This is a genomic window from Micromonospora sp. CPCC 206060, assembly GCF_036906895.1.
Classification (GTDB): domain Bacteria; phylum Actinomycetota; class Actinomycetes; order Mycobacteriales; family Micromonosporaceae; genus Micromonospora.
On record NZ_JBAKHU010000044.1, the window covers coordinates 11,718 to 38,027 of the forward strand.

The window sequence follows — 26,310 nt, forward strand, 5'->3', positions numbered from 1 at the left end:
GTCATCCCTCCTGCGGCGCGCCGTCGCGCCAGATAACCGGGCAGTACTCGGGGTCGGCGTAGTCCGGTCGCCCGTCGGGCGTGCGCCGGACCAGCACGTCGTGGTTGTACGCGGCCAGCGTGCCGTCGGAGAGCGGGAACTCCCGGTAGCCGTTCGGGCCGTCCTGCAGGTGCAGCGAGACAGCCCGGCGGGGCTGGTCGCTGACGTTGGCACCACTGCCGTGGTACGTCTTGCAGTGGTGGAAGCTCAGGTGTCCACGCGGGATGCGCATCGGGACCTTGACCACCTCGGCGTTGTTGTACGCCGCGTTCTCGGCCAGCATCTGCTCCAACTGGCTGCGGTCCCGGTCGGCGAAGTGCCGCACCACGGTGTCGTCGGCGCCGATCTCCTTCCAGCGGTGACTGCCGTCGACCATGGTGATGGTGCCCATCTCCTCGCCGCAGTCGTGCATCGGGATGAACGCGGTGAGCATGTTCTCCGACGACGACGAGGCCCAGTAGTGCTTGTCGAAGTGCCAGGGCACGATGTTGCTGGGCTCCCCGGCGATCGGCGGCTTGAGGATCAGCGTGGACTGGAAGACGCGGATCTCGTGGGCGCGGGCGAGCCGGGCGGCCACCGCGCCGATCAGCGGCTTGCGCAGGATCCGGGAGAGCGCGTCGTGCTCGTAGTGGACGTAGTCGTTGTGCCGCTGTACCGGCCCGTGCTCCGGCTCCCAGTAGGCCAGCCGGGGCGGGCGGACCGGCAGCCGGCGGTCCCGCTCACCGTCGTAGTAGCGCAGGCTCGCCGCCAGCAACTCGTCGGTCTCGTCGTCGGTGAGCAGCTTCTTCGACAGGTACCAGCCGTGCTCGGCGTAGAACTCCACCTCCTCGTCGGTGGGGAGCAGGGCCCGTTCCTCCTCGGTCAGGATGCCCGGCGCGTCGATCGTGGTCATGATCCCACCTCCTGGGGTACCGGGCCGGCGGCGGCCAGCTCGCGTTCCTTCGCCTCGTAGAGGGCCTTGATGTTGCCGCTGCCGAAGGTGCGCGCACCCCGGCGCTCGATGACCTCCAGGAACAGGGTCCGGCGGACGTGCATCGACTCGGTGAAGATCTGCAACAGCTGTCCACCGTGGTCCCGGTCGACCAGCACCCCCAGGTCACGCAGCCGCTCGACCGGGTTGGCCAGCGGACCGACCCGGTCCTCCAGCACGTCGTAGTAGGCACCGGGGGTGCCGTTGAAGCGGACCCCGCGCGCCGACAGGGTGGTCACCGCGCCGAGGATGTCGTCGGTCCGCAGGCCGAGGTGCTGCACCCCGGCCCCGGCGTGCCAGCGCAGGAAGTCCACGATCTGGCCCGGCCGACGTGCCGGGTCGGGCTCCAGCAGCACCAGGGTGACCTGCCCGGACGGGCTCTGCACCACGATCGAGTTGACCCCCTGGCCGGCCACCTCGATGTACTCGGTGAAGATCTGCCGGAAGCCGAAGATCTCCTCGTAGCGGCGCACGGTCGGCAGCAGCTGACCGGCGGGTACGCAGATCGCCAGGTGGTCGATCTCGCGCAGCGGGCCGGCGGCCGGGTCGGCGGCCGGCGGGACCGGCTCGATCGCCCCGGGCAGGAACGCGGACTCCTCGCCGGTGCGCTGCACCAGCCGGTGGGTGATGTCGCCGATCCCGGCGACCTCGGCGACGGTGACCGCGCCGTCCGTACCGGGGTAGGTGACCGGCGGGGTAACCGCCGTCGCCCCGGCGGCGACGAGTTCGGCGTACGCCGTGGCGGCGTCGTCGACCTCGATCGCGAGCACCGCGATGCCGTCCCCGTGGCGCTGCACGTACCCGGCGGCCGGGTGTTCGGCGGTCAGCCCGGTGGTGAGCACCATGGTGATGCCGGCTTGGCGCAGCAGCAGGGACCGCTGGTCGACCAGTCCGGTCTCCGGGCCGCCCTGTCCACACTGGACGAAGCCGACCGCCGTGCAGAAGTAGAATGCCGATTGACGCGCGTCGCCCACGTAGAGTTCCACGTGGTCGATACCGCGGACTTCCATGTTTCGCCCTTCCTTCATCGGGTCGCGAGAAGCAGGCTGACGTTCTGACCGCCGAACCCGAACGAGTTCGACATCGCGACGTCGCATCCGACCTGCCGCGGCTTCGCCATGATGTGGTCCGCCGGGCAGTTCGGGTCCGGTTCGTCGAGGTGGTACGTGGGTGGCAGCACCCCCCGGGAGACCGCGAGCGCGGTGGCCGCCGCCTCCAGCGCCCCGGAGGCGCCGAGCAGATGGCCGGTGAGCGCCTTGGTGGAGCTGACCGGCACCCCGCCGACGCCGAAGACCGCGCCGAGGGCGGTCGTCTCGGCGATGTCCCCGAGCTTGGTGCTGGTGCCGTGCGCGTTGACGTAGCCGACCGCGGCGGCGTCGACCCCACCGCTGGCCAGAGCCCGGCGCATGCAGGCGGCGGCGCCGGCACCGTCCGGGCGGGGTGCGGTCGGGTGGTGGGCGTCGGTGGTCACCCCGGCACCGATCAGGCGGGCGTACCCGCGCACCCCGCGTGCCGCCGCGTGCGCCTCGCGTTCCAGCACCAGCAGGGCGGCGCCCTCGGCGAGTACGAACCCGTTGCGGCGTACGTCGAACGGGCGGCTCGCCCGGGCCGGGTCGGCCCAGCCCCGGGCCAGGGCCCGGGCGTTGCCGAAGGTGTCGGCGAAGGTGGGGAACAGCGGGGACTCGCTGGCGCCGGCCAGCACCACGTCCGCCTCGCCGGAGCGGATCAGCCGCAACCCGTCGGCGATCGACTGGGCGCCCGAGGCGCAGGCGGTACCGACCGACGAGCTGTAGCCCCGGATGCCGTGCGCGATGGCGATCCGGGCCGCCGGCATGTTCGGCAGGATCCCGGTGAGCAGGTACGGACTCACCGCCGCGCGGCCCCGGGCGGCCCGGGCGAGCACCTGCGACTCCAGGGTGGCCATGCCGCCGACGCCGCCGACGATCACCGCGGTCCGCTCCGGGTCGGCGTCCTGCCCGACGGTCAGCTTCGCGTCGGCGAACGCGTCGGCGGCGGCAAGCAGGGCGAGCACCACGATCCGGTCGAGGGTCTTCGTGTCCGGACCGGAGAGCACCGTACGCGGGTCGATCTCCGGCACGAACCCCCCGGCCTCCAGCACCCCGTCCACCGGGTGGCCCGCCGGCGGGCGGGACAGCCCGGACCGGCCGGTGCAGAGCGCGTCGAAGACCTCCCCGGCGCCCCGCCCGACCGGGGTGAGCAGGCCGATCCCGGTGACCACGGCCGCGTCGGCGGCGGTCATGACGTCGACTCCGCCAGATGCTTCTCCCGCAGGGCCACCTTGCGGACCTTCCCGGTGACGGTGACCGGCAGGTCCTCGGAGTTGATCAGCACCACCCGGCGCAGGGTCGCCCCGACGTCGGCGCCGAGGGCGGCCCGGACCCGCTCGGTACGGTCCTCGGCCCGGTCGGCGCCGGCGGCCAGTTCCAGCAGCACGTCGGTGACGACACCATCCGGCCCGCCCACCATGACCACCGTGCAGTCGGTGACCTCCGGGCAGGCGGCCAGCACCCGCTCCTCGGACAGCGCGGTGTAGAAGCGCCGGCCGTCCCCGGCGTCGACCGAGTCGACCGCCCGGTCCAGGTGGTAGAACCGGCCCTCGGAGTCGGTGCAGACGAGGTCGCCGGTGAGGTAGTAGCCGGCCAGCCGGGACCGGTAGGTGGTCACCGAGTCGTTCCAGTAGCCCCGGAACAGCGTCGGCGAGTCGATGCCGAGCCAGCCGACCTGGCCGGGCGGCAGCCGGTTGCCGTCGAGGTCGAGCACCACGGCGTCGACGAACTGGTAGGGCCGGCCGACACACCGGTCGTACCGGTCGGTGCCGGTGCGGTGGGTGATGTGGAACATCGAGTGGCCCATCTCGCTGGAGCCCAGGCCGTCGATGAAGACCGATCCCGGTACCCGGGTCACCCCCTGGCGGGTCATCGTGTCGTGCGAGCCCACCGCGACCAGCCTGCGCACGTGCGGCTCGTGCGAGCAGTCCCCGGTGTTGAACCACAGCCGCACCGACTCCAGGTCGTACCCGGACAGGTCGTAGCGGGCCAGTTCGGCCCAGGTGACGGAGAACCCGAACACCCCGTCCGGCTTCCACCGCTGGATGGCGTCGAGCACCGTCGCGCCGTCCTGCGCGGAGAGGGCGAAGAACTCGGCCTGGTTGCCCAGCGCCTGGTTGACCATCAGCACGGTCGCCGTGTGCGGGGCCGGCAGGGCGTTGAGGATCCGCCGGGTGCCCTGGGCCTGCGGCATGCTGAGCAGATGCCGGGTGGCGGCGAAGAGGCTGGCGTGCGAGTGCAGCACCGACTTGGGTACCCCGGTGGTGCCGGAGGTGTGGGTGATGACCACCGGGTCGCTCTGGTCGTGCCGGTACGCCGGGCCGGCCGCCGCCGGGTCACCGGCACCGAGGTCGGCCGGCTGGCCGATGATCGGCGCACCCAGCTCGTGCCCGGCCAGCGCGGCGGCGTGCTCGGCGTCGGCGAGCACCCCGGCGGCGCGCAGCCGCCGGATGTACTCGGCGGCGATCTCCACCCGCATCTTGCCGTTCATCAGCGCGGGGATGGCGCCGAGCCGGGTCAGCGCCAGGTAGCTGAGCACGATGTCGGCCGCCGAGGTGGCCCAGACGGCGATCGGGTCCCGGGGCTGCACACCCAGTTCCCGCAGCCGGACCGCGCGGGCCCGGACCCGGGCGTCCAGTTCGCCGAGGGTCAGCGGGTGCTCGGCGGGGTAGCCGTCGAACGCGGTGTCGAAGGTCAGGCCCGGCCCGTCCGGGTCGGCCCCGTGGGCAAGGACGGTGGTCAGTACGTTGCCGGCGCCGATCTGCGGGTCGGCCGCCAGCTTCCCGCGTAGCCCCCTAGTCTTCATCATGCTTCCTTTCTTGTGACGAGCAGGGCGGCGGCCTGGTCCGCCGTACCGTCGTGGCCTTGTTCGATCAGGACCAGCAGCGCCTCGTCGGCGTCGCCGTCGTGCAGCAGCAGGTCGGCGGAGTCGAGGGCCTCGGCGCGCGGGTCGCCGGTGGGTGCCAGGCAGACCACCGGTCCGCGCAGCCCCCACCGGGTGGCCACGTGGCCGGCCACGCTGTTGGGTACCGACTGGAAGAAGAAGAGCGGGCCGAGGCGGCCACCGTCGGCCACCGCCCGGCGGACGTGGTCGGCGCTGACCCGGTCCCCCGCCGCGCTGGCCAGTACCACGGCGGTGCGCTCGCCCGGGTCGACCGGTGCCGGCCGCTGTCCGTACCGGCGGGTCAGGCAGCGGTCGGCGACCGCGGCCACCAGCGGGCTGAACGAGGAGACCACGAAACCGGGCAGGGTGGGCGGGTCGCCGTCGCCCTCCTCCGGCCACCGGGCCTCGGCGAGTACGACCAGTCCGGCCGGGGTGGTCACACGGCACCGACCAGCAGCGCCGTGTTCGCACCGCCGAAGGCCGCGTTGAGACTCAACGCGTACGGCGTACCGGCCGGCCGGGGGGCGTCGACGATGACGTCCAGCGGGCAGGCCGCGTCGGCGCCGAGGAACCCGGCGTTGACCGGCAGCTTGCCGTGGCGCAGCGCCAGCACCGTGATGACCAGTTCGAGCAACGCCGACGCCTCCAGTGCATGGCCGTGGATGGACTTGGTGGAGCTGACCGGGATCCGGTCGACGGCCGGTCCCAGCGCCCGGCGCAGCGCCGCCGCCTCGGAGGCGTCGCTGTACGCGGTGCCGGTGGCGTTGGCGTTGACGTAGCCGATGTCGGTCGGCAGCAGCCCGGCCCGGCCGAGTGCGGCGGTGACGGCACGGGCCAGCCCCGCCCCGGACGGGTCCGGCTGGCAGGGGTGGTGGCCGTCGCCGGCCCGGCCCCAGCCGGCCAGCCGGGCGAGCGGGGCATGGCCCCGGGCCCGCGCCGCTGCGGCGGACTCGACGACCACGGCGGCCACCCCGTCACCGAGCAGCAGCCCCCGCCGACCGGTGCTGAACGGACGGACCACCCCGTCGGTGGCCAACGCCCGACCGGCGTCGAAGAGGGCGTACTGGTCCGGCTCGACCAGGTAGCCGGCGGCGACCACGAGTCGCTCCGCCCGACCGGCGGCGACCAGGGCCGCCGCGTCGGCGACCGCGGTACCGGCCGAGACGCAGGCGGTGGTGTAGACCCGCCGGACCCCGCCCAGCCCGGTCCGGTCGGCCAACCCGGTGGCCAGCGCCGGCACGTCGGCCCCGCCGTGCACCGCGAGCAGCAGGACGGTGCCGGCCCGCTGCCCGGCGGTCAGCCCGGCGGCGACACAGGCGCCGTCGACCGCCCCGGCGAGTTCGTCGGCGAGCGGGCCGACCCCGTCCAGGGTTGCCGCCATCCGGACCCGCCGGTCCGTGGCGTCGAACCGGCGGACCGGGGTGAACGTCGCGGTGCCGGCGAGGGCCCCGGCGAGCTGCGCGTCGATCTCCCGGCCGAGGGCACTGACCGCCGCCAGACCGGCGATGACCGCCGTCGGCGGCTCAGCCATCGGCGGTGGCCGCCAGCGCCGCGCCGAGCACCTCCCGGGCGTCGTCGACGGTACGGATCCGCGCCAACTGGTCGTCGGTGAGGTCGAGGTGCTGACCGTAGCGCTGCTCGACCTGGTGCACGAGCCAGGCCAGTTCCATCGAGCCGACCCGCTCGGGTACGTCCGCGACCGGCCGGTCGGTCATCTCGGCCAGCATGGCGACCAGGTCGGCGTCCTGCAGCGGGGGTTGCGCCGCCATCAGGCCGCGCCGTCGGCGGCCTTGGCGACCCGCTCGGCCACCATCGCGGTGAACTCGCCGACCGTCATCAGCGCCAGCTTCTCCGACTCGTCGTCGGCGAAGCGCAGGCCGTACCGGTCCTCCACGCGGGTCGCCAGGTCGGCCAGGGCCAGCGACTCCAGGTCGACACCGGCCGGGCCCAGGGTGGTGTCGTCGTCGATGTCGTCGACGTCGTAGTTCATGTCCTTGAGCGACTCGATGACGAACGCCCGAACGTCGTCGGTCATGGTTAACCTCTTTCCGTGAGCCCTCTACCGGGATCCGATCTGGACACCGTGTACGTCTGGGTCAGCGCCGGGAGCGGTACGCCGCAGGCGGTGGCCCGGCGACTGCTGGTGACGGCGGGGGTGACGCTGCTCGGCCGGCCGGCGGCGCAGATCCGCACCGGTCACGCCCCGAGCGGGGCACCCTGGGTGGTGGCCGGCACCGACGACCGGCTGTGGGTCAGCGTCAGTCACGCGCCGGGGGTCGTCGCGGTGGCGGCGAGCCGGCACCACCCGGTCGGGGTCGACGTCGAGCGCCCCTACCGTGCGGCGGTGGCCGGTCTGGCCGGGCGCTGGTTCCACCCGGCGGAGGTCGACTGGCTGGGACGGCAGCCCCCGGCCGGTCGGCCAGGGTCGTTCCTGCTGCTCTGGACGGCCAAGGAGGCGGTCGGCAAGGCCCTCGGCACCGGCCTGGCCGGCGGTGGGCTCCGACGCCGGGTACCCGCACCCCGGGTCGGGGCGGGCTGGCTGCCGGTGCCCGACGAGGACGGGCTGCGGGTGGCCCATCCGGTGCTGGCCGGGGACGCGGTGCTGGCGGTGGCGGTGGTCGGGGGTGGCCCGCACACCGCCCTCGTGCTGTCCGGCCCCGGTCCGGCGGGCCGTCCGGTCGGGCCGGGGCACGGCGGCCCGCTGCCACGGCGCGGTACGACCGGTCATGACGCGGCGCCACGCAGCACCGACGGCTCCCGGACGAGCTTGCCGGTGGTGGTGCGGGGCAACTGATCGAGCAGGTACAGGGTCTTCGGGCGCTTGTAGCCGGCGAGCCGTTCAGCCAGGGCGTCCTCCAGCGCCGTCTCGGTCAGCGGCCCGGCCGGCTGGACGTAGGCGGTGATCCCGTGGTCGTAGACCACCACGGCGGCGGCCACCCCGGGCAGCGCCGCGACGGTCGCCTCGACCTCGGTCAGGTCGACCTTGAGCCCGCCCACCGAGACCTGCGAGTCCAGCCGGCCCCTGATGGTGACCAGACCGGTCTCCGGGTCGACCACCCCGGCGTCGCGGGTGTGCAGCCAGCCGTCCGACCAGCGGGTCGGGTCGGTGAGTCCGAGGTACGGCGACGCCGGGCAGCTCACCCAGAGCTCGCCGTCGACCTCGCGGACCGCCAGGCCGGGGGCCGGGTCGATGGCCGGGCGGTGCCGGCCGTACAGGTCGGTGCCGATGACCCCGACCTCGGTCATGCCGTACATGTTGCCCAGGGTGATGCCGAACCGGTCGATGAGCGCCTCGGCGGTGGCCCGGGGGACGAGTTCACCGCCGGTGGTCATCCGGACGAACTGGGGCAGCGGCCCGGGCGGGGTGGTGGAGGCGAGCAGTCCGATGTGGAAGGGCACGCCGAGTACGGTGGCCGGGGTGTCCTGGGCGGCGATGGCGGCCACGATGGCGTCACCACTGAGCCGCTGTGGTGGGACCAGTTCGACCCCGGCGTGCAGGCCGTACATCAGACCGCCGACCAGCCCGAGGACGTGCACCATCGACGGCAGCAGGATGATCCGCTCGCCGCTGCGGGGCACCCCGTCGATCCGGGTGTACCGGCGGATCTCGGCGACCAGGTCGGCGGCGGTACGGCCGATCACCTTGGACGGTCCGGTGGAGCCGGAGCTGAGCTGCACCACCGCGTGGTCGGTACCGGCCGGCCGGTCGCCGAGCGGCGTGACGGTCTCGTCGACGTCGACGAAGACGCGCAGCGCCCCGCCACCGGCCTTCCGGACGCTGATGATGACCTGCGGGTGCAGGCGTTCCACCGCCCGGTCCACTTCGAAGTCGGTGAGCCGGTGATCCAGCAGGACGGCCTGGGCACCGAGGCGCCAGACGGCGAGCAGGTTGACCACGTACGTCAGGGAGGGCGGCAGGCGCAGGGCGGCGGCACCGCCCCGGCGCAGCCCGGCGGCGGCCAGCCGGTCCTGCGCCTCGGTCACCAGCAGACGCAGGGTGGCCCGGTCGACGGTCTCCGGCAGGCGCAGGCACACGTCCGATGGGCGACCCGCCAGCAGGATCTCGTCGACCCAGTCGGGGCCGACCGGCGGGGGAAACTCGACCGAACGTTCCATGGACACTCCGCAATTGACCGATCAGCAATGATTAATGCAGCGGCCCATTCCGCCGTCGGTGGGGTGCTGACGGGAACCCTACGACACCAAACGCGAGCATTGCTAGGTGCAAATGGCCGATCGTTCGGAGCCGGTCCGGCCGCCGGGAGGGCGCCGGATGCCCGACCCTTCTCCGGAACGTGTGGATCGATGGCAACCGCACATCTTGACCATTAAAGTCCGCTTTGTCGGCCGGATTGACCTGCCGGCGGCGCCAAATCCGGCGGATGCCGACGCCGCCGAAAAAGATGCCACCACTTCGTGGAAAATATGTACCGCAGCCCTCGAAGATTTTTCCCCCAGGCCGGCATGGCGATTTAGTCATAAAAACGCGGCAATAACGGCGAACCTACGGCGACCTGCGGTGATCTTGTTGACTTCCCTTGCCGGAGCAGTTCCGAGCAATTGATCCTTGCCATCATCTCCGGTGGCTCCGCCAGCGGGCCGCCGGGCGACGGCACCGCTTGCCGCCCGCAACCGGGCGACCCGGCGACCCCGACGGCAGACCGGTCACCGACCCGGCCGGACCCTGCGGCGACGCATCGAAGGCGCTGGTCAGCGGCGTTGACCGGCCCCGGCCGAGGGACGACGGCGAGGGGCCGGGCCCCGGCGGCACGGCAACAGCGGCACGGCAACGACGCCGCCGGCACACGCCGGATTCCGATGAGGACGGGTGCCGACACCGGACCGGACCGGACGGCCGGCCGCTACGACACGTCCAATCCCGACGGCCATGCTCGTGACAAGGATCACGACGGCCGGCGTCACCGTACCGACACCGGTCAGGCGACCCCGGCGGGGCGGAACTGCACGCTGACCCGGGGCCCGACCGGGCGGGTGGTCTTCGGCACGCAGTGCTCCCAGGTCCGTTGGCACGAGCCACCCATCACCACCAGATCGCCGTGCCCGAGCGGAAAGCGCAGACCCGCCCCGCCGCCACGCGGGCGCAGCAGCAACGGCCGGGGCGCACCGAACGACACGATGGCCACCATCGTGTCCACCCGGGCCGAGCGCCCGTGGGTGTCCCCGTGCCAGGCGACACTGTCCCGTCCGTCGCGGTACAGGCACATGCCGGCGGTGACGAACCGCTCCCCCGGCTCGGGCGCGTAGTGCCGGTTCAGCTCCTCCCGGGCCCGGGTGAGCAGCTCGTGCGGCAACCGCTCCCGGGCCGCATGCCAGCGCAGCAGCCGGGGCACGTCGACCTCGCCGTCGTACATCCGGCGCCGCTCGGCGCGCCAGTCGACCCGGTGCAGCAGGGTCTCCAGCACGACGTCGGAACCTCTGACCCAGCCGGGCAGGTGGTCCACCCACGCGCCACGGTCCAGCTCGTGTCGGCGCAGCCCGGCCAGTGGCGCGAGCCCCGGCCCGGCCTCCGCCAGATCGAGCATGGACGGCTGGTACGCGACGCCGGTCATCCCGCCACCCTACCGCCGATTGGCACACCCGTACGAACCACCCCGTGGTTTGCCCAGCTCAGAGCCGGGGTACCGGAAACATGACGCCGTACGGGCACGGTGTGGGACAGGGCGGGAGGAACAGCATGCGAACGCTGGGCGGGCGCTACCGGCTCGAGCAGCGCATCGGGCTCGGCGGCATGTCGGAGGTGTGGCGCGGACACGACCGCGTGCTGGACCGGCCGGTGGCTATCAAGATCATGGCACCGGAGCGGGACGGCACCGGCCACCGGCGCGTGGACCGGGTCCGGACCGAGGCACGGTCGGCCGCCCGGCTGGTCCACCCCAACGTGGCCGGCGTGCACGACTTCGGCACCTCCACCCTGCCCCCGGACCAGCAGGTGCCGTACATCGTCATGGAACTGGTCGAGGGCGAGACCCTCGGCGCCCACCTGGCGGCCGGTCCACTCGACTGGCGGATCGCCCTGCGGGTGGGAGCGGAGGTGAGCGCGGCGCTGGCCGCCGCCCACACCCACGGCATCGTGCACCGCGACATCAAACCGGGCAACATCATCCTCACCCCCGCCGGCGCGAAGGTGCTGGACTTCGGCATCGCCACCCCCGCCGGACGGCGGGACGCCGACGACGGCACGGTGCTCGGGACACCCGCGTACACCGCGCCGGAGAGCTTCGACGGCACCGCCGCCACCCCGGCCGCCGACATGTACGCCCTCGGCGTGCTGCTCTACCTCTGCCTGACCGGACGGCTGCCCTGGCCACCGGCGACCGCACCGGGTCTGCTCCGCTCGCCCCGGCAGGTCGAACCCGACCCGCTGCCACCGGTCGAGGGGCTACCCGCCGGCGTCACCGACCTCATCCACCGCTGCCTGGCCGAGGAACCGACCCGACGACCGAGCAGCCTGGTCGCCGCCCTGCTGCTGGCCGAGGCGGTCGACGCACGGGTGTACGTGCCGATGCGGGACATGCCGGTACCCCGCCCCCGGACGGGCCGGATCTCCCCGTGGACGGAGGAGGCCGCGAACGCGGCCACCGAGGCGGCCCCACTGGGCGCCGACCTGCGGTAGGTGGCGTACCAGCGGACGCGGGCCGCGCCCGGGCGGAATCAGCGGGCGAAGCCTGCGGCGGTACCGGCCGTGACCGAATCCGGCACCCGGTAACCGGGCACGGACGGCCACCGGACGGTCAGCACCACCGCCTCGGTCTCGGCGTACCACGAATGGTCGACACCGCGCCCCCACACCACGTAGTCGCCCGGAGAGGTCAGGCGTACCGTCCGGTCCGGCAACTCGACCCGGAACCGCCCGCTGATCAGCACCAGCAGCGCGGTCCGCTGCTCACCCCGGACCCACTGGGCCCGGGTGTCACCGATCGGGTGCATCCCCCACTTGATCTCCACATCGGTGCTGTGCCGTACGTCGGTGCCCACCGGCATGAAGTGACCGAGCAGCCAACCAGCGTTGGTCGCACCGTCCACGCCCGCGTTGCCCACGTACACCAGGTCGTCCATCGCCCCTCCAGGATGGAAGGAAGGGCCCCTTCTTATCGTTTTTGGTAGAGGAAGGGCCCCTTCCTAACAGCGGGGCCAACTTACCCGACGGCCCGACCTGCCGGAGATGCTCGCCCTGCTGCGTTCCGGGCCGGCCGCACCGGGCGGACGGTTTGACCGGCGGGTGACCGGGTAGCCGGTCGGCCATGACGGAGCCGGACGAACCCGACGCCCTGCTGCTCGGCGGGCCCCGCGACGGAACGCTCTTCGTGGCCGAGGACGCGGCGATCGTCCAACTGGAGTTGGACGGCCTGATGCAGCGCTACCTGCGGACCACCCGGAGCCAGGAGCACCACGGGCGGTCATTGCTGGTGTACGTCTACGACGGCACCGGTGACCCGGCCGGCAGCGGGCCCGGGCTGTCCACCGGCTGACGGTCCGTACGGGCCGTCCCGGACGCTGACGGGAAAGCGGGTATACAGAACCGGTGGAGAATTCCGTACCGGAACAGATGCGGTCGGCCGCGTCGGCGCTGCTGGGCGCGCTCGACGGCCCGACCCGCGAGGCGGCCACGTACCCGTTCACCGACGACGCCGCCCGACGCTGGCTGGAGTACCGGCCACGGCCCCGCCCCGGGGCCTGCCTGGCCGACCTGGACCGGGCCGGCCGGAAGGCCGTGCACCGGCTGCTGGCCACCGCGCTGAGTCCGCACGCGTACGCCCAGGCGATGACGATCATCGCGTTGGAGGAGGTGCTGGACCGGGCGGAGGGTTGGCGGCGCGGACGGCACAGCGGCGACTACTGGATCGCGATCTTCGGTACCCCGGACTCCGACGAGCCGTGGTCGTGGCGGCTGGAGGGGCACCACCTCTCGGTGACCATGACGGTGGTCGGGGACCTGGTCTCCCCCGCGCCGCTCTTCTTCGGCGCCAACCCGGCCCGGGTGGACTATGCGGGGCGACCGGTCTGCCGTCCGCTGGCCCCCGAGGAGGATCTGGCGCGGGCCCTGCTGGAGTCGCTCGGTCCGGCCGGCCGGGCGGCGGCGATCGTTGACGACGAGGCCCCGGCGGACATCATCAGCGCCACCCGGCCCCGGGTGTCCGGCCCGGTCGAGCCGCTCGGCGTCGACGCGGCCCGGCTCGGCCCGACCGGCCGGGCCCTGCTCGACCAGGTGGTGGCGCTCTACCTGGACCGGCTGCCACCGGAACTGGCCGCCCGGGAGGCGGCCCGGATCTCCGGCGGCGGACTGCACTTCGCCTGGGCCGGCCCGACCGGTCCAGGGCACCGGCACTACTACCGGATCCAGGGCGACGACCTGCTCATCGAGTACGACAACACCAGCGTCGACGGCAACCACGCGCACACCGTGCTGCGCCGACCGGCGAGCGACTTCGGCGACGATGTGCTCGCCGCGCACCACGCCCGGGGGCACCGGTGAGACCGGGCATCGGACCACGCCCGGGGACACCGGTGAGACCGGCCTTGCGCCCACCGTCACAGCGGCTTGACCGCCCCACCGTCACAGCGGCTTGACCGCCCCACCGTCACACCGGCTTGACCGCCCCACCGTCACACCGGCTTGACCGCCTCGATCAGGAACCGCCGGGCGTACGCCACGAACTCCCCCTCGGCGACGATCCGCTTGTGCAGCCGGGCGAGCTGTGGCCGGTAGCGCTCGACGGTGAAGTCGGGCACGGTCCAGACGACCTTGCGCAGGAAGTGCACCACCGCCGCGATGTCGTGGAAGGCCATCCGCAGGGTGGCCTTCCGTAGGTCGACCACCCGGAGACCGGCCGCCGCTGCGGCGGCTACCGCCTGCCCGGTCTGCTGGTCCGCCCGGCCCGGCCCGTCCTGCCGCACGCCACGGACCGCCTCGGCCAACTCCCGGACCGTGCCCGCGCCGATCTGCTGGGACAGGAACCTCCCGCCGGGGACCAGCACCCGGGCGATCTCCGACCACGGGGTGTGCACGGGGTGGCGGCTGACCACCAGGTCGACGCAGTCGTCCCGGAACGGCAGCGGCCGGGCCTCACCGGTGGCGACCACCGTCCCGCCCACCGGCCGCAGGTTGCGTCGGGCCACCGCCACGTTCGGCGGCCAGGACTCGGTGGCCACCAGCAGGGCGGGCGGCCGGGGGATACCCGCCAGCACCTCACCGCCGCCGGTCTCCAGGTCGAGGGCGGCGGTGGCGCGGCTCATCCGGTCGGCCAGCAGCCGGTGGTACCTCCAGGGCGGGCGTTCCTCGGTGGCCCGCCCGGCGAACCAGGAGAAGTCCCAGCCGTCGACCGGGACGGTGGCGCCCTCGGTGAGCAGTTCCTCGAAGGTGGCGGCACTCGTCATCGCGCCAGTGTGGAAACCGGGCATTCCGTCACGCAACACAATTCCGGTCCCGGGACCGGCAGCGGAGACCGGCGGTGCTGGCCGGCCGGGGCCCCCGAGTGGTCAGGCAAGCCACCGCGTGGTCAGCCGGGCCCCGTGGTCAGGCGGCGCGACGGATGCTTCCGGGGCCGGAGCCGACCACCCGGCTGAGCGCGTCCAGACTGGTCGGCTCGGTACGACGCGCGTCGAACTGCTGGACCAGTCGGGTGCCGAGCCACACGCCGACCGCGCCGACACCGAGCGCCACCACCTCCACGGCGACCATCCCGCCGGTCGCCCCCTGCTCGGGTGCCTGGGCACGGATCAGGCTGACCAGCACGAAGAGGACCGCCATCAGCACATTCGCCAGGTTGAACAGGATGGCGGTCCGGCGGGTGGGCCCCGGCCGGGCATCCCAGAGGTCGACCATGCCCGCGATGCCGGCCAGTGCGGCGGCCACCAGCGCGGCGACCGCGGTCCAGTAGCCGACCTGGCCCAGGAAGGCCGGACCGCCGATCACGTCGGCGAGATCGAAGACCGCAGCGCAGACGAAGAGTCCGAACGGGAACGTCACCAGCATGGGCTGGATCGGATGTCCCTGTACCCGTAGACGACTCTCCATCTCGGACCTCCCCAGGTCGGTGCGCACGGCACGGCTTCCAGCTTGCTACCCGGGCGTCACCGGGGCAAAACCGAAACCCGTACCGTGCCGGCCCGTCAGGTCTCCCGGGTACGCACCACCGTGGCGAGCAACCGCTCGGCGACCTCGCGCAGCGGGATGGAGAGCGCGGTGGCGGCACTTCGCAGCACCTGGAGCGCCTCCGGCGCCGGGCACCCCCGCTGGGTCATGATCACCCCGACGGCCTGCGCGACCACCTCCCCGTCGATCAACGGCTCGGCCGGCTCGGCAGCGAGCGCCGCCTGCCGGGCCCGGTCGCGTACCGCGGCGAGCAGCAGGCCGGCGTGCTCAGCCAGCAGCATCGCGGTCAACTGCTGGTGGGCGGTGAGGCTGCGCGGCTGGTCACCGTAGAGGTTGACCGCGCCGATGACCTGGTCGTCGATGTCCAACGGAGCGGAGAGGACACTGCGTACCCCCAACTCCTGGGCCCGCTGCGTCCACACCGGCCAGCGTTCCTCGGCGAGCAGATCCTCCGCGAGGACCATCTCCCGCCGCCGAATCGCGGCCATCGGCGGGGAGTCCGGCCCGTGGGCGATCCCGTCCAGTTCAGCCAGCCGGCTGTCCGAGGCGGCACCGTCGGCGGCGGAACCGGCCCGCAACACCGTGAAGCCGCAACCGGTCACCCCGTCGACGGCCTCCCGCCCGATCCGGACCAGTCGGCGCAACGCCTCGTCGAAGTCGTCCACCGCGATGAGACCGGCGGTCAGCTCACGCAGCAGCGCCGCGGTCTCCAGCACCCCCAACCCGGTGCTGTCCCGCTGAGTCTGGAGTCTCACCTCGGCAGCGCCTCCGCCACCACCGCGTCCGACGCGGTACGTCCGGTTCGTGCCTGATCTGTCATGGTGATCTCTCCCGCCTCTACGGACCCGGGCTAGTACCCGACCCGTCGCCCCGTCAAACTGTGCGCGACCGGTCCCCTTCCCGGGCCGGAAAGTCCCGGGAAGGGGCATTGCTCACAGTCGGCCGGAACCGACCGCCAGCACCGGTCAGCGACCACCGCCGAGCCGTCGACCCACCGAGGCGATCAGGCGGTCCAGCTCCGACCCGAACGGGTTGTCGTGGACCAGGTAGGTCCAGGTCGCGCTCGGCCGGACCAGCTTCGACTCGTCCGGCTGCCAGTCCTCGTCGAACTCGGTCTCCTCGAAGGTCGCCACGGTGCGTGCCTCGATCTCCGGGACCAGGGCGTTGAACGCCGGCACCGCCGCCCGGTGGAACTCGTCGAGCGGGTCGAGCCGGCCCAGCGCCCGCAGGTGCACCCCCTCGCGTACCTCGGACAGCTCGGCCAGGTGCTCGGCCCAGAGCCGGTCGAGGTGGTAGAGGGCGATGGACCGGGCCGCCCGGGACAGCACGTCCTCGTCGATCTCCTTGGTCCGCTCCGGGAACCGGTCCATCAGCATCAGCGCGGCGACCTCGGTGGTGAGCAGCCGCTCCCGCCGCTCGGCGAGCGCCTTGCGCTGCTGCTCGATCACCACGCCGTAGCGCCAGGTGTTGCGGTGGATCTCGTGGTTGACGCCCTCGGCGACCCGCTGCGCGTGCTCCACCGCGAAGTCCACCTGGTCGTCGGTGACCAGGCCGTCGGCGTTCATCCGGGGCGACGGCGGGATGGCGTCGGCGGCGTGCCGGGTCACCAGGTCGTCCTCCAGGCTGACGAAGAAGACCGAGCCGCCCGGGTCGCCCTGCCGTCCGGCGCGACCGCGCAGCTGGTCGTCGACCCGCCGGCTGTCGTGCCGGCCGCTGCCGATCACGTAGAGACCGCCCAGCTCGGCGACCCGGTCCCGGTCGGACTGGTCGCTGCCACCGAGCCGGATGTCGACGCCCCGACCGGCCATCTGGGTGGAAACCGTCACCGCGCCGTACGCGCCGGCCTCGGCGATGATCGCCGCCTCGGCGTCGTCGTTCTTGGCGTTGAGCACCACGCACGGCACCCCAGCGGCGTTCAGGCCGGCAGCCAGCTGCTCGGACTCCTTCACGTCGAGCGTACCGACGAGCACCGGGCGACCCTTGTCGTGGCAGCGCTTGATCTCCTCGATCAGCGCCTCCTCCTTCTCCGCCCGGGTGGCGTAGATCCGGTCCGGCTCGTCGACCCGGACGCACGGGGTGTTCGACGGGATGACCGCGACCTCCAGCGAGAAGAACTCGCGGAGCTGGTCACCGACGAGCACCGCGGTCGCGGTCATGCCGCAGATGGTCGGGTAGAGCCCGATGTACGCCTGGACGCTGATGGTGCCGAGCACCTCGCCCTCGGCGGTGGCGTCCAGCCCCTCCTTCGCCTCCACCGCCGCCTGGAGCCCGTCCGGCCAGCGGCGGCGCTGCGCGACCCGGCCGCGCATCTCGTCGATCAGCTCGACGCCGCCGTCCCGGACGATGTAGTCCACGTCCCGGTGCAGCAGGGCGTGCGCGTGCAGCGCCACGTTGACCGCGGAGAGCTGCTCGACGTTCTCCTCGGCGTAGAGGTCGATGCCGAGCTTCGCCTCGATCACCGACAGGCCGGCGTTGGTGAAGGCGGCGCTGCGGCCGTCCTCGGCGGCCGTGTAGTGCGCCCCGGCCCGCAGGCCCCGGACCACTGCGGCGGCGGCGTGCACCGGGTCCTGCTCGCCCGTGACGGCACCGGCGAGCACCATGGGCACCCGGGCCTCGTCGATCAGGATGGAGTCGGCCTCGTCGACGATGGCGCAGGCCAGCTTGGGCTGCACCCGGTCGGCGATGTCGGTGACCAGCTGGTCGCGCAGGAAGTCGAAGCCGCCCTCGCTGACCGAGACGTAGGTGACGTCCTTCGCGTACGCCTCCCGGCGCTCCGCCGGGGTGGACGCCTCGGTCACCCAGCCGACGGTCAGCCCGAGCAGCGTGTAGACCGGTTCCATCCACTCGGCGTCCCGCCGGGCCAGGTAGTCGTTGACGGTGAGCACGTGCACCGGTCCGTTACCGAGCTGGACGTGCCCGTACGCGGCAATCGTGGCGGTCAGGGTCTTACCCTCACCGGTGGCCATCTCGGCCACCTTCCCGGAGAGCAGCGCCATCGCGCCGAGCAGCTGCACGTCGTACGGCCGCTGGTCGAGGCCACGCCGGGCGGCCTCGCGGCCCACCGCGCAGATCTCGGTGTAGTCCTCGGCCCGGCCGGCGGCCTCGGTCAGCTCGGCGTCGTCGAGCGCGGCGAGCTCCTCCTCCCGCGCCTCGATCGCCGGCAGCAGCTTGGCCAGCGGGGCCAGGTCAACCGTGGTACCCGGACGCTGGAGGAACCGCCGGAACCTGCTTCTCAACCGTTGCGACACACCCATGACCGGAAACGGTACGCGACAACGACCGGTCCGTGCGGCCCGGCTTCCCGGTTCGGCGGGGCGGCCCGAACCGGCGTTCGGCGACCGGTGCGGCGGCCCTCAGCTGACCAGGAGCTGATGGGCCGCGAGCTCCCGGTAGAGCGGGTTGGTGGCGGTCAGTTGATCATGGGTACCGAGCCCGACCACCCGGCCGCCGTCGAGCACGACGATCTGGTCGGCGTCGACGACGGTGGCGAGCCGGTGCGCAACGATCAGCAGGGTGCGCCGGACCGCGACCGCGTCGATCGCCCGACGCAGCGCCGCCTCGTTGCGCGCGTCGAGGTTGCTGGTGGGCTCGTCGAGCAGCAGGATCGGCGGCCCGGCGAGCAGGGTACGGGCGATGGCCAGCCGCTGCCGTTCCCCGCCGGAGAGCAGCACCCCACCCTCGCCGACCTGGACGTCCAGCCCGTCGTCGGTGCGGGTGACCAGATGGGTGAGGTTGACCTCGTCGAGCGCGGCGAGCAGCCGGTCGGCGTCGGCGTCGGGGGCGGTGAGCATCAGGTTCTGCCGCAACGTGCCGGCGAGCACCGGGGCCTCCTGCTCGACGTAGCCGAGCTGGGCGCGCAGCGCGTCCCGGGGCAGGTCACGGAGGTCGACCCCGCCGACCCGCAGGCTCCCGGCGGTCACCTCGTAGAAGCGTTCGACCAGGGCCAGCAGGGTGGACTTGCCGGCGCCGGACGGGCCGACCAGCGCGGTCCGGGTGCCGGCCGGCACGGTGAAGGTCACGTCGTGCAGCACGGCCGCCCCACCCGCCGGGTAGCGGAACCCGACCCGGTCGAACTCCAGGGCCGCCCCGCCGGGGGCGGTGACCGGCGCCGGCCGCCGGGGGTCGCGCTGCGCTCCGCCAGCCGCGCCGCCGTCCCGGTCCCGCACGGTGACCCGGGTGTCCGTGGCCCCCTCGACCGGCAGGTCGAGCACCTCCTGGATGCGTTGCAGCGCGCCGAGCCCGGCCTGGAGCTGGGTGTACGCGCCCAGGGCCTGCCCGAGCGGCACGACCAGGAAGAACAGGAACATGATGAAGGCGACCAGGTCACCGACGCTGATCGCGCCGGCCGCCACCCGGGCCCCGCCGAAGCCGAGGACCAGCAGGAACGCCCCCTGCACGGTGATCGTGCCGACCGGGCCGACCACCGCCTGCACCCGGGCGACCCGCAGCCCGGCCGCGTACGCCTGCTCGGCGCTGGCGGTGACCGTCTCGGTCTCGCGCTGTTCCGCCCGGCTGGCCCGGATCGTCCGGGCCGCCGAGATGGCCCGTTCCACCGCCGAGGTCATCTCCCCGATCCGGACCTGGGCCTGCTCGGCCAGGCCCCGCACCCGGCGGGCGAAGATCAGCGCGACGGACAGCCCGGCGGCCACCCCGAGCAGGGTCACCCCGAACAGCAGCGGGTCGAGCAGGACCATCGCGGTGGCCGCGCCGACCACCATCACCGCCCCGGTGACCATCTCGAACAGCCCGGAGGTCACCACCGCCCGCAGCAGGGTGGTGTCCGCCCCGACCCGGGAGAGCAGGTCCCCGGTACGGCGCTGGTCGTACTCGGGGATGGGCAGCCGGAGCAGGTGCCCGGCGAGGCGGCGGCGGGTGCCGAGCACCAGCCCTTCGGCGGTGCGTTGCAGCAGGTAGTTGCGGGCCCCCTCCAGTGCGGCACCGACGACCAGCAGCCCGACGAGCAGCGCCACCACCGCCGTGACCGGCCGGGACGCGGACACCGAGTCCAGTACCGTCCGGGTGAGCAGCGGCTGGGCCAGCGAGGCACCCGCGCCGAGCAGCGACAGCACCGCCACCCCGAGCAGGATGCGCCGGTGGTCACGGAGATAGGGCAGGAGCGCGGACAGCCCGACTCGACGGGTGGCGACCGTGGTCATCCGATCACGGTAACCGGACCGTCCACCCGGTTCAGCGGGTGAACACCACCTGTAGTTCGTGCCGGCGGCGTTCGGCCAGCTCGGTGAGGAGGGTGGGTGCCTCCTCGAGCGGTACGGTCGCCGAGACCAGGTGCTTGCGGATCAGTTCGCCGTCGACCCGGAGCAGGTCGATGGTCTCCGCCGAGAGCCGCTCCCGGTCCCAGGTGGAGGCGAGTCCCCGGGGTACCCGCCCGATCTGCGCGCAGCGCAGCGACAGCCCGTTGTGGTGGAACTCCTCGCCGAACCGCACCTCGTCCGCGCCGGCCTGGTAGAACGCGAGGTCGATCGCGGTGCCCTGGGGTCGCAGCAGGCGCAGCGCCAGGTGCAACGCGGAAGCCTGCCCCCGGCACTGGAAGACCACGTCGGCGCCCCGGTCCCCGGCGGTGTGCGCCCAGCGGGTCTTCAGGACCACCGCCGGGTCGTCGGCCTCCGGGTCCAGCGTCTCCAGCCCGAGCGCCTCGGCGACCTGCCGGCGCTGCGCGGTGGGGTCGACCACGACCACCGAGGCGGCACCGTGCCGGCGGGCCAGCAGGGCGGTGAGCAGGCCGACCACGCCGGCCCCGGTGACGGCGACCCGGCGACCGCGTACCCCGTCGCCGAGGGTCCGCACGTCCGGGCCGCACAGGTCGGCGGCGGCGTGCAGCAGTCCGTTGGCGCAGATCGGGCCCATGTGGGCGACGTAGACCCCGAGCAGCGGGTCGAGGTCGTCGGGGAGCGGGACGAACCGCTCCGCGATCGGGTCGGCGACGTACCCGGTGCGGTGACCGTAGGTCATGGCGCCGACCGTGCCCACGGCGATGGCCGGGGTACGGCTCTCCACCACCTGCCCCACCTGCATGTAGCCCAGCCGGGTGACCGGGTACGGGGTGCTCGCCCGGCCCGGCTGGAACACTCCGAGGTCGGCGTTCCAGCTGACCGAGAGGTAGGGGTTGGTGCCCTTGACGTAGCTGAGTTCGGTCCCGGCGGAGACGCCGCTGTAGCGGGTTTCCACCCGGAACATGCCGTCGCGCAGGGCCGCCGGCTCCTCGTCGCGCAGTTCGACCCGCCCCGGTCCGGTGACCACCACCACCTGGTCAGACATGTGCCGGTACCCCCGTCTCCGTGGTCGTGGTGCTCGGCTCGCCCGCCGCCGGGCGGACCGGTCGGCCCTGCCGGGCGGACGTCGCCACCGCACAGGCCAGCCGGTGGGTGGCGAGCGCCTCCGGGTACGGCACCCGGATGTCGTCGCCCACCCCGCGCACCGCGTCGATGAAGGCCCGGTCCACGGCGGTACGCGCGCCGTCCGGGTCGGCCGGGTAGCTCCGCTCGCCGTCGGCGTCCCGCACAATCAGGCCGTCCTCGGCCAGGGTCAGGGCCAGCCCGTCGGCGAGGATCTCCAGCCCGGCGCGCTCCTTCCAGCCGAGTACGCAGGCCGAGGCGAGGGTGCCCACGGCGCCGTTGTCGAACCGCAGCGCCGCCACGGTCACCGCGTCGATGTCCGCGCCCTCGACCGGCGGCGGGTTGCCGTCGCCGTAGGCGGTCACCTCCGCCACCTCACCGACCAGCACCCGCAGCAGGTCCAGCACGTGGGCGGCCTGTTCCACCACCGGCCCGCCAGAGCTGTCCCGGTGACACCACCAGTCCACCGGCGGGACCTTGTCCAGCCAGGCGCCGCTGACCATCCGGACCGGCCGGTCGGCGAGCAGTTCCCGGGCCTGCTCGACAACGTGCAGGTAGCGCCAGTGGTGACCGACGGCGGTCAGCGTCCGCCGCTCGGCGACCAGCGCGCCGATCCGCTCGGCGGTGGCCAGGTCGACCGCCACCGGCTTCTCCACGAACATCGGCCGGCCGGCGGCGAGGACCACCTCCTCGACCGGGCCGTGGGCGAACGGCGGCACGCAGACGTACACCGCGTCCACGCCCGCGTCCAACAACCCATCGATGTCGGGGAAGAACCGACCGCCGTGCTCCTCGACGAGCCGGCCGGCGGCTGCGGCGGCAACGTCGGTCACGCCGACCAGTTCGACATTCTCGAACCCGGTCAGCACCCGCGCGTGACGCTGGGCCACCCCTCCGGCCCCGACCAGCCCCACCCGGCACGTACGCATCCAGCAGCCCCCAACCGTGACGATCGCGAAAAGGTCTGGCGACTGCTCTGCCCCGTAGCGACGGCACCAAACCTCCCGCCACCGGCCGGGACGCCACCAAACCTCCACCACGGGAACCATCCCGCGGGACCGGGAGATCAAGATGACGGGACGGATGCGGTTAGCGTTCGGCCAGCGGTGGGAAAAGCAGACCCGCTGTCTTACGACTCCTGAACGGGGGGTGTGCCGGTGCGGCACCTAGAACCGACTGTCTCACCTGTGGTGGAGGCCTGGGCCACCTACCGCACCCACTCGGCAGGTCAGTGGAGTGCACGGGGACTTCTGCAGGCCAAAACCGGCAGCCGGGTCAGCATCGTGCTGCCCGCCCGGAACGAGGAGGCGACGGTCGGCGCGATCGTCTCCACCATCCGCGAGCACCTGATGGACCGGGTGCCCCTGGTCGACCAGCTGATCGTGGTCGACTCCCGGTCGACGGACCGGACCGCGACGGTGGCCCGCACCGCCGGCGCGTACGTGGTCAGCCAGGACGAGATGACCCGTGGGCTGCCCCGGCTGACCGGCAAGGGTGACGCGCTCTGGGCCGGGCTGGCCGCCGCGGAGGGCGACGTTGTCGCCTTCATCGACGCCGACCTGCGCGAGTTCCGCCCGCACTTCGTCACCGGCCTGCTGGGGCCGCTGCTCACCGACCCGTCGGTGACCTTCGTCAAGGGCTTCTACCACCGGCCGCTGGTCGGCTCGGCGAGCATCGAACCGGACGGCGGCGGCCGGGTGACCGAACTGATGGCCCGCCCCCTGCTCAACCTTTTCTGGCCGGAGCTGTCCGGTTTCGTGCAGCCCCTGGCCGGCGAGTACGCGGGCCGCCGGGCGGTGCTGGAACAGATTCCCTTCGTGTCCGGCTACGGGGTGGAGACGGCCATGCTGATCGACCTGCTCGACCTGGTCGGTCTGGACGCCCTCACCCAGGTCGATCTGGGCGAACGCAAGCACCGGCACCAGGACACCGAGGCGCTGGGCCGGATGGCGGCACAGATCATGTTGACCGCCTGGTCGCGGCTGCGCCGCCGGGGTCTGGTCACCACCGACGTCCCACCGGCCGGTCTGCTGACCCAGTTCCGCCGGGGCGGCTCGGACAGCCTGCCGAACCTGGACCGGGAGATCGTGGTCACCGACGTGTCGGTCCAGGAACGCCCGCCGCTGGCCGAACTGCGGCACCTCGTACCCCGCCGTCAGGTTGCGGCATGAAGCCCGACATACCCCCGGCCCCGGGTCGCGGCATGAAGCCCGACCTAACCCCGGCCCCGACCACGACCGCCGAGGGAAGGAACCCGCACCGATGAGCCTCACCGTCCTGATGAACGCCGGTCCGTGGCTGTCCGTACCGCCCCCGGGTTACGGCGGGATCGAGAACGTCATCGCCACCCTGGTACCGGAACTGCGCCGGCTCGGCGTCCGGGTGGTGCTCGCCTCGGTGGGCACCAGCACCCTGCCGGTCGAGGAGCGACTGTCGGTCTTCGACGACGGGCAGTTCGCCAATCTGCAACGCCCGTACAACCAGGTGTGCGGGGTCGCCCAGGCGCACCTGAACGGGGTGGTCCGGGCGCTGCGCGAGCGGACCGACATCGACCTGGTGCACGACCACGTGGAGGCGGTCGGGCTGGCTACCCTCGCCGCGATGGGTCCGGACGGGCCACCGGCGCTGCACACCCTGCACTGGGACCTGGCCAAGCACCCCGCGCTCTACGGCCACCTCGACGGCGGGGACCGGGTACGGGTCAACGGGGTGTCCGCCTCGCAGCTCGCCCGCGCGCCCCGGGCGTTGCGGGAACACTCGGTCGGCCACGTGCACCTGGCCACCCCGCTGGCGGTCGACGCCGACCGGGCACCGCAGCCGGAGAAGGGCGACCATGCGGTCATCCTCGGCCGGATCAACCCCGGCAAGGGGCAGGACGTGGGCGCCCGACTAGCCCAGCGGGTCGGGTTCCCGCTGGTGCTCGCCGGCCCGGTCGGGCCGTACCACCGGCCGGAGGATCTGGCGGCGGCCGGTGACGAGGCACGCCAGAACCCGGATGTCCGGTTCTTCCTCGACGAGGTGGCCCCGCACGTGGACGGGGAACGGGTGCGCTGGGTCGGTACCGTCGCCGGGGCCGAGCGGGACGACCTGGTGGCCACCGCGCGGGTGGCGCTGTTCCCGCTGCGGTGGGAGGAGCCGGGCGGTACGGCGGTGGTCGAGTCGCTGGCGCTGGGTACCCCGGTGGTGGCGACGGCCCGGGGCTGCCTGCCGGAACTGATCGAGCACGGCCGGACCGGGCTGCTCACCACCGACGCGGAGGAGCTGGGCGAGCTGGTGCTCGCGGCCAGCCTGCTGGAACCGGCCGAGTGCCGGCAGGTGGCAGCCTCCCGGTTCACCCCGTCGATGATGGCGACGCAGTACGTGCAGCTCTACGAGCGGGTTCGGCAACTCGCCGGGGCGCCACGGATTCCGGCTGCCGCCTGAACTCGGTACCTGTTAAGAAGGGCCCCTTCCTATACCGAAAGCAATAAGAAGGGGCCCTTCCTTACACCCGACCGCAGTTTGGTCGGGTGACAGTTGGGTACGCGGTGCCGGCGGTGGACGGCGGTCCGGCGGTGGACGGCGGTCGAGCACGAGGAGGAGCCGATGGTCGGAGCCCTGGCCAACGCCCGGGGGCGGCACAATCCGGCCGGCGACCGCCCGCCGGTACGACGGGCCGCCTCGGGCGTCGGGGTGGTCTTCCTGCTGGTCGGTGTGCTCGGCTTCGTACCCGGCATCACCAGTGACTACGGTGACCTGGCCTTCGCCGGCCACCATTCCGGGGCGGAGCTGTTCGGACTGTTCCAGGTGTCCGTGCTGCACAACGTCGTGCACCTGCTCTTCGGCGCCGCCGGTCTGGTCATGTCACGGACCGTCACGGCAGCCCGGACCTTCCTGATCGGTGGTGGCGCGGTGTACCTGGTGCTCTGGCTGTACGGGCTGGTGGTCGACACCGCCAGCGAGGCCAACTTCATCCCGGTCAACGGCGCGGACAACTGGCTGCACCTGGTACTCGGCCTAGGCATGATCGCCCTCGGTGCGGTCACCACCCGGCATCGACGGCGACGGCGCTGAGCTGCTGGGACGTCCGCCACGTCCGGTTTGCCGACGGCCAGCCGGGGTAGTTCCGCAGGCGAGCAGCGACGGGAAACGAGGACCCCATGCCGAGCCGGATCACCTGCCAGGTGCACGACGAGCCACCGGTCACGGTGGTCCGGGTGGCCGGTTCGCTCGATCTGACCACCACCCGGCAGGTCCATCGCGTACTGCAACGGTGCCTGACGGCCCAGCCGGACGCGCTGATCGTGGACCTCGCCGGGCTGCGGATCGCCGACCCGCTGGCGCTGTCCGTGTTCGCCGCCGCCGCCCGGCAGGCCGCCGAATGGCCGGCGGTGCCCGTGGTGCTCTGCGACCCACCGACCGAGACCGCACAGCGGCTGACCGAGACGACCGCGTGCCGGACGCTCCCGGTACACCGTAACTGCGCGGAGGCGACGCGCCTGGCCCGCCGCAGCGCGGCGCCCCGGATGTGGGCCCGACTGGAGCCGGTTGCCGGCGCCTGCCGCCGCGCCCGTGAGCTGGCCGCCCAGGCCTGCGAGCGGTGGAACCTGCCGGACCTGGTGGGACCGGTCTCGCTGGTACTGACCGAGTTGGTGGGCAACGTGGTCCGGCACGCCGGTACCCCGATGGACGTGACGCTCACCCTCCGCCCGCCGTACCTGCACCTCGCCGTGGCCGACCGGTGCGGTACCGCCGTGCGCCCGCGCACCCCAGGATCGCACGCCGAGGGGGACGCGGGCTGATGCTGGTCCGGGAGCTGGCGCAGCGCTGGGGCAGCCTGACCGCCGGGGACCGCAAGGTCGTCTGGGCGATGCTGCCGGCCGGCTGACCCTTTCGGCCACGGT

The 26,310-nt window shown here is 73.1% G+C and carries 27 protein-coding genes; 9 read left to right on the forward strand and 18 right to left on the reverse strand.

Translation table 11 applies throughout. The features are described 5' to 3' along the window. Position 1: 1 nt before the first annotated feature. The 8 genes from V6U90_RS23225 to V6U90_RS23260 are packed head-to-tail and all read right to left on the reverse strand — an operon-like array spanning position 2 to position 6,995. Entirely contained in the window at positions 2–931 is a 930-nt protein-coding gene (locus V6U90_RS23225) for a phytanoyl-CoA dioxygenase family protein (RefSeq protein ID WP_334440409.1), read from the reverse strand. Further along, positions 928–2,019, reverse strand: a complete 1,092-nt coding sequence (hppD, locus tag V6U90_RS23230) for a 4-hydroxyphenylpyruvate dioxygenase (protein ID WP_334440411.1) — start codon at positions 2,017–2,019, stop codon at positions 928–930. The genes V6U90_RS23225 and hppD overlap by 4 nt, the downstream gene beginning before the upstream one ends. A gap of 14 nt (positions 2,020–2,033) precedes the next feature. Continuing rightward, positions 2,034–3,269, reverse strand: coding sequence for a beta-ketoacyl-[acyl-carrier-protein] synthase family protein (locus tag V6U90_RS23235; RefSeq protein ID WP_334440414.1), 1,236 nt, complete (start codon positions 3,267–3,269; stop codon positions 2,034–2,036). Then, on the reverse strand, positions 3,266–4,882 hold the full coding sequence (locus V6U90_RS23240; protein WP_334440417.1) for a class I adenylate-forming enzyme family protein: 1,617 nt from the start codon (positions 4,880–4,882) through the stop codon (positions 3,266–3,268). Before V6U90_RS23240 ends, V6U90_RS23235 begins: the two co-directional genes overlap by 4 nt. Then, positions 4,882–5,400: a beta-ketoacyl synthase chain length factor gene (locus V6U90_RS23245; protein WP_334440420.1), complete on the reverse strand. Its 519-nt coding sequence runs from the start codon at positions 5,398–5,400 to the stop codon at positions 4,882–4,884. Before V6U90_RS23245 ends, V6U90_RS23240 begins: the two co-directional genes overlap by 1 nt. Continuing rightward, positions 5,397–6,491: a beta-ketoacyl synthase N-terminal-like domain-containing protein gene (locus V6U90_RS23250; protein ID WP_334440423.1), complete on the reverse strand. Its 1,095-nt coding sequence runs from the start codon at positions 6,489–6,491 to the stop codon at positions 5,397–5,399. The genes V6U90_RS23245 and V6U90_RS23250 overlap by 4 nt, the downstream gene beginning before the upstream one ends. Further along, positions 6,484–6,729 carry an acyl carrier protein gene (locus tag V6U90_RS23255; RefSeq protein ID WP_334440426.1) on the reverse strand — a complete coding sequence of 82 codons (246 nt, stop codon included), beginning with the start codon at positions 6,727–6,729 and terminating at the stop codon, positions 6,484–6,486. Before V6U90_RS23255 ends, V6U90_RS23250 begins: the two co-directional genes overlap by 8 nt. Continuing rightward, positions 6,729–6,995 carry a phosphopantetheine-binding protein gene (locus V6U90_RS23260; RefSeq protein ID WP_334440429.1) on the reverse strand — a complete coding sequence of 89 codons (267 nt, stop codon included), beginning with the start codon at positions 6,993–6,995 and terminating at the stop codon, positions 6,729–6,731. Before V6U90_RS23260 ends, V6U90_RS23255 begins: the two co-directional genes overlap by 1 nt. A 15-nt stretch (positions 6,996–7,010) precedes the next feature. Here V6U90_RS23260 and V6U90_RS23265 point away from each other — a divergent pair, with 15 nt between their 5' ends. Next, positions 7,011–7,754, forward strand: coding sequence for a 4'-phosphopantetheinyl transferase family protein (locus tag V6U90_RS23265; protein ID WP_334440432.1), 744 nt, complete (start codon positions 7,011–7,013; stop codon positions 7,752–7,754). Here the strand turns inward: V6U90_RS23265 and V6U90_RS23270 are convergent. Beyond that, on the reverse strand, positions 7,685–9,076 hold the full coding sequence (locus V6U90_RS23270) for a class I adenylate-forming enzyme family protein (RefSeq protein WP_334440435.1): 1,392 nt from the start codon (positions 9,074–9,076) through the stop codon (positions 7,685–7,687). The genes V6U90_RS23265 and V6U90_RS23270 overlap by 70 nt on opposite strands. 157 nt (positions 9,077–9,233) lie before the next feature. On the opposite strand from V6U90_RS23270, the gene V6U90_RS23275 reads away from it, so the two are divergent. After that, complete coding sequence (locus V6U90_RS23275; RefSeq protein ID WP_334440438.1) at positions 9,234–9,524, forward strand: hypothetical protein; 291 nt, start codon at positions 9,234–9,236, stop codon at positions 9,522–9,524. 373 nt (positions 9,525–9,897) lie between these two features. Here the strand turns inward: V6U90_RS23275 and V6U90_RS23280 are convergent, their stop codons facing one another. Next, positions 9,898–10,530, reverse strand: coding sequence for an alpha-ketoglutarate-dependent dioxygenase AlkB (locus V6U90_RS23280; RefSeq protein ID WP_334440440.1), 633 nt, complete (start codon positions 10,528–10,530; stop codon positions 9,898–9,900). 125 nt (positions 10,531–10,655) lie between these two features. On the opposite strand from V6U90_RS23280, the gene V6U90_RS23285 reads away from it, so the two are divergent. Next, complete coding sequence (locus V6U90_RS23285) at positions 10,656–11,594, forward strand: serine/threonine-protein kinase (RefSeq protein ID WP_334440442.1); 939 nt, start codon at positions 10,656–10,658, stop codon at positions 11,592–11,594. A gap of 38 nt (positions 11,595–11,632) precedes the next feature. Here V6U90_RS23285 and V6U90_RS23290 read toward each other — a convergent pair whose 3' ends face one another. Beyond that, a complete protein-coding gene (locus tag V6U90_RS23290) occupies positions 11,633–12,037 on the reverse strand; it encodes a signal peptidase I (protein ID WP_334440444.1) in 405 nt (134 codons plus the stop codon). 185 nt (positions 12,038–12,222) lie between these two features. On the opposite strand from V6U90_RS23290, the gene V6U90_RS23295 reads away from it, so the two are divergent. Both V6U90_RS23295 and V6U90_RS23300 read left to right on the forward strand, forming a co-directional pair. Beyond that, positions 12,223–12,450 carry a hypothetical protein gene (locus tag V6U90_RS23295; protein ID WP_334440447.1) on the forward strand — a complete coding sequence of 76 codons (228 nt, stop codon included), beginning with the start codon at positions 12,223–12,225 and terminating at the stop codon, positions 12,448–12,450. Positions 12,451–12,527: 77 nt separating this feature from the next. After that, a complete protein-coding gene (locus V6U90_RS23300; protein WP_442933655.1) occupies positions 12,528–13,454 on the forward strand; it encodes a DUF3500 domain-containing protein in 927 nt (308 codons plus the stop codon). 131 nt (positions 13,455–13,585) lie between these two features. Here the strand turns inward: V6U90_RS23300 and V6U90_RS23305 are convergent, their stop codons facing one another. From V6U90_RS23305 to V6U90_RS23335, 7 genes are all read right to left on the reverse strand, one after another. Further along, the gene (locus V6U90_RS23305) at positions 13,586–14,356 is read right to left on the reverse strand and encodes a class I SAM-dependent methyltransferase (RefSeq protein ID WP_334440453.1); all 771 of its coding nucleotides are present in this window, start codon (positions 14,354–14,356) and stop codon (positions 13,586–13,588) included. Between the two features lie 139 nt (positions 14,357–14,495). Beyond that, complete coding sequence (locus tag V6U90_RS23310) at positions 14,496–14,996, reverse strand: DUF2231 domain-containing protein (RefSeq protein ID WP_334440456.1); 501 nt, start codon at positions 14,994–14,996, stop codon at positions 14,496–14,498. Between the two features lie 95 nt (positions 14,997–15,091). Next, the gene (locus V6U90_RS23315) at positions 15,092–15,829 is read right to left on the reverse strand and encodes a GAF and ANTAR domain-containing protein (protein WP_334440459.1); all 738 of its coding nucleotides are present in this window, start codon (positions 15,827–15,829) and stop codon (positions 15,092–15,094) included. Positions 15,830–16,039: 210 nt separating this feature from the next. Further along, entirely contained in the window at positions 16,040–18,328 is a 2,289-nt protein-coding gene (gene secA2 / locus V6U90_RS23320; protein ID WP_334440462.1) for an accessory Sec system translocase SecA2, read from the reverse strand. 99 nt (positions 18,329–18,427) lie between these two features. Further along, the gene (locus tag V6U90_RS23325; protein WP_334440465.1) at positions 18,428–20,230 is read right to left on the reverse strand and encodes an ABC transporter ATP-binding protein; all 1,803 of its coding nucleotides are present in this window, start codon (positions 20,228–20,230) and stop codon (positions 18,428–18,430) included. A 31-nt stretch (positions 20,231–20,261) separates the two neighbouring features. Continuing rightward, positions 20,262–21,350 carry a zinc-binding dehydrogenase gene (locus V6U90_RS23330; protein WP_334440467.1) on the reverse strand — a complete coding sequence of 363 codons (1,089 nt, stop codon included), beginning with the start codon at positions 21,348–21,350 and terminating at the stop codon, positions 20,262–20,264. Next, complete coding sequence (locus tag V6U90_RS23335; protein WP_334440469.1) at positions 21,343–22,356, reverse strand: Gfo/Idh/MocA family protein; 1,014 nt, start codon at positions 22,354–22,356, stop codon at positions 21,343–21,345. Before V6U90_RS23335 ends, V6U90_RS23330 begins: the two co-directional genes overlap by 8 nt. A 258-nt stretch (positions 22,357–22,614) precedes the next feature. On the opposite strand from V6U90_RS23335, the gene V6U90_RS23340 reads away from it, so the two are divergent. The 4 genes from V6U90_RS23340 to V6U90_RS23355 all read left to right on the forward strand — a co-directional run bounded on the left by V6U90_RS23340 (position 22,615) and on the right by V6U90_RS23355 (position 26,208). Beyond that, positions 22,615–23,598, forward strand: a complete 984-nt coding sequence (locus V6U90_RS23340) for a glucosyl-3-phosphoglycerate synthase (protein WP_442933654.1) — start codon at positions 22,615–22,617, stop codon at positions 23,596–23,598. A gap of 91 nt (positions 23,599–23,689) precedes the next feature. Continuing rightward, positions 23,690–24,850 carry a glycosyltransferase gene (locus V6U90_RS23345; RefSeq protein ID WP_334440471.1) on the forward strand — a complete coding sequence of 387 codons (1,161 nt, stop codon included), beginning with the start codon at positions 23,690–23,692 and terminating at the stop codon, positions 24,848–24,850. A 162-nt stretch (positions 24,851–25,012) separates the two neighbouring features. Continuing rightward, on the forward strand, positions 25,013–25,480 hold the full coding sequence (locus tag V6U90_RS23350) for a DUF4383 domain-containing protein (protein WP_334440474.1): 468 nt from the start codon (positions 25,013–25,015) through the stop codon (positions 25,478–25,480). 86 nt (positions 25,481–25,566) lie between these two features. Then, complete coding sequence (locus tag V6U90_RS23355; protein WP_334440478.1) at positions 25,567–26,208, forward strand: STAS domain-containing protein; 642 nt, start codon at positions 25,567–25,569, stop codon at positions 26,206–26,208. The last annotated feature ends 102 nt before the right edge of the window (positions 26,209–26,310 follow it).

Coding starts and splice junctions, on each gene's coding strand:
- V6U90_RS23225 (WP_334440409.1), bottom strand. CDS start 931: ATGACCACGATCGACGCGCCGGGCATCCTGACCGAGGAGGAACGGGCC.
- hppD (WP_334440411.1), bottom strand. CDS start 2,019: ATGGAAGTCCGCGGTATCGACCACGTGGAACTCTACGTGGGCGACGCG.
- V6U90_RS23235 (WP_334440414.1), bottom strand. CDS start 3,269: ATGACCGCCGCCGACGCGGCCGTGGTCACCGGGATCGGCCTGCTCACC.
- V6U90_RS23240 (WP_334440417.1), bottom strand. CDS start 4,882: ATGAAGACTAGGGGGCTACGCGGGAAGCTGGCGGCCGACCCGCAGATC.
- V6U90_RS23250 (WP_334440423.1), bottom strand. CDS start 6,491: ATGGCTGAGCCGCCGACGGCGGTCATCGCCGGTCTGGCGGCGGTCAGT.
- V6U90_RS23255 (WP_334440426.1), bottom strand. CDS start 6,729: ATGGCGGCGCAACCCCCGCTGCAGGACGCCGACCTGGTCGCCATGCTG.
- V6U90_RS23260 (WP_334440429.1), bottom strand. CDS start 6,995: ATGACCGACGACGTTCGGGCGTTCGTCATCGAGTCGCTCAAGGACATG.
- V6U90_RS23270 (WP_334440435.1), bottom strand. CDS start 9,076: ATGGAACGTTCGGTCGAGTTTCCCCCGCCGGTCGGCCCCGACTGGGTC.
- V6U90_RS23275 (WP_334440438.1), top strand. CDS start 9,234: ATGCCCGACCCTTCTCCGGAACGTGTGGATCGATGGCAACCGCACATC.
- V6U90_RS23280 (WP_334440440.1), bottom strand. CDS start 10,530: ATGACCGGCGTCGCGTACCAGCCGTCCATGCTCGATCTGGCGGAGGCC.
- V6U90_RS23285 (WP_334440442.1), top strand. CDS start 10,656: ATGCGAACGCTGGGCGGGCGCTACCGGCTCGAGCAGCGCATCGGGCTC.
- V6U90_RS23290 (WP_334440444.1), bottom strand. CDS start 12,037: ATGGACGACCTGGTGTACGTGGGCAACGCGGGCGTGGACGGTGCGACC.
- V6U90_RS23295 (WP_334440447.1), top strand. CDS start 12,223: ATGACGGAGCCGGACGAACCCGACGCCCTGCTGCTCGGCGGGCCCCGC.
- V6U90_RS23300 (WP_442933655.1), top strand. CDS start 12,528: ATGCGGTCGGCCGCGTCGGCGCTGCTGGGCGCGCTCGACGGCCCGACC.
- V6U90_RS23305 (WP_334440453.1), bottom strand. CDS start 14,356: ATGACGAGTGCCGCCACCTTCGAGGAACTGCTCACCGAGGGCGCCACC.
- V6U90_RS23310 (WP_334440456.1), bottom strand. CDS start 14,996: ATGGAGAGTCGTCTACGGGTACAGGGACATCCGATCCAGCCCATGCTG.
- secA2 (WP_334440462.1), bottom strand. CDS start 18,328: ATGGGTGTGTCGCAACGGTTGAGAAGCAGGTTCCGGCGGTTCCTCCAG.
- V6U90_RS23325 (WP_334440465.1), bottom strand. CDS start 20,230: ATGACCACGGTCGCCACCCGTCGAGTCGGGCTGTCCGCGCTCCTGCCC.
- V6U90_RS23330 (WP_334440467.1), bottom strand. CDS start 21,350: ATGTCTGACCAGGTGGTGGTGGTCACCGGACCGGGGCGGGTCGAACTG.
- V6U90_RS23335 (WP_334440469.1), bottom strand. CDS start 22,356: ATGCGTACGTGCCGGGTGGGGCTGGTCGGGGCCGGAGGGGTGGCCCAG.
- V6U90_RS23345 (WP_334440471.1), top strand. CDS start 23,690: ATGAGCCTCACCGTCCTGATGAACGCCGGTCCGTGGCTGTCCGTACCG.
- V6U90_RS23350 (WP_334440474.1), top strand. CDS start 25,013: ATGGTCGGAGCCCTGGCCAACGCCCGGGGGCGGCACAATCCGGCCGGC.
- V6U90_RS23355 (WP_334440478.1), top strand. CDS start 25,567: ATGCCGAGCCGGATCACCTGCCAGGTGCACGACGAGCCACCGGTCACG.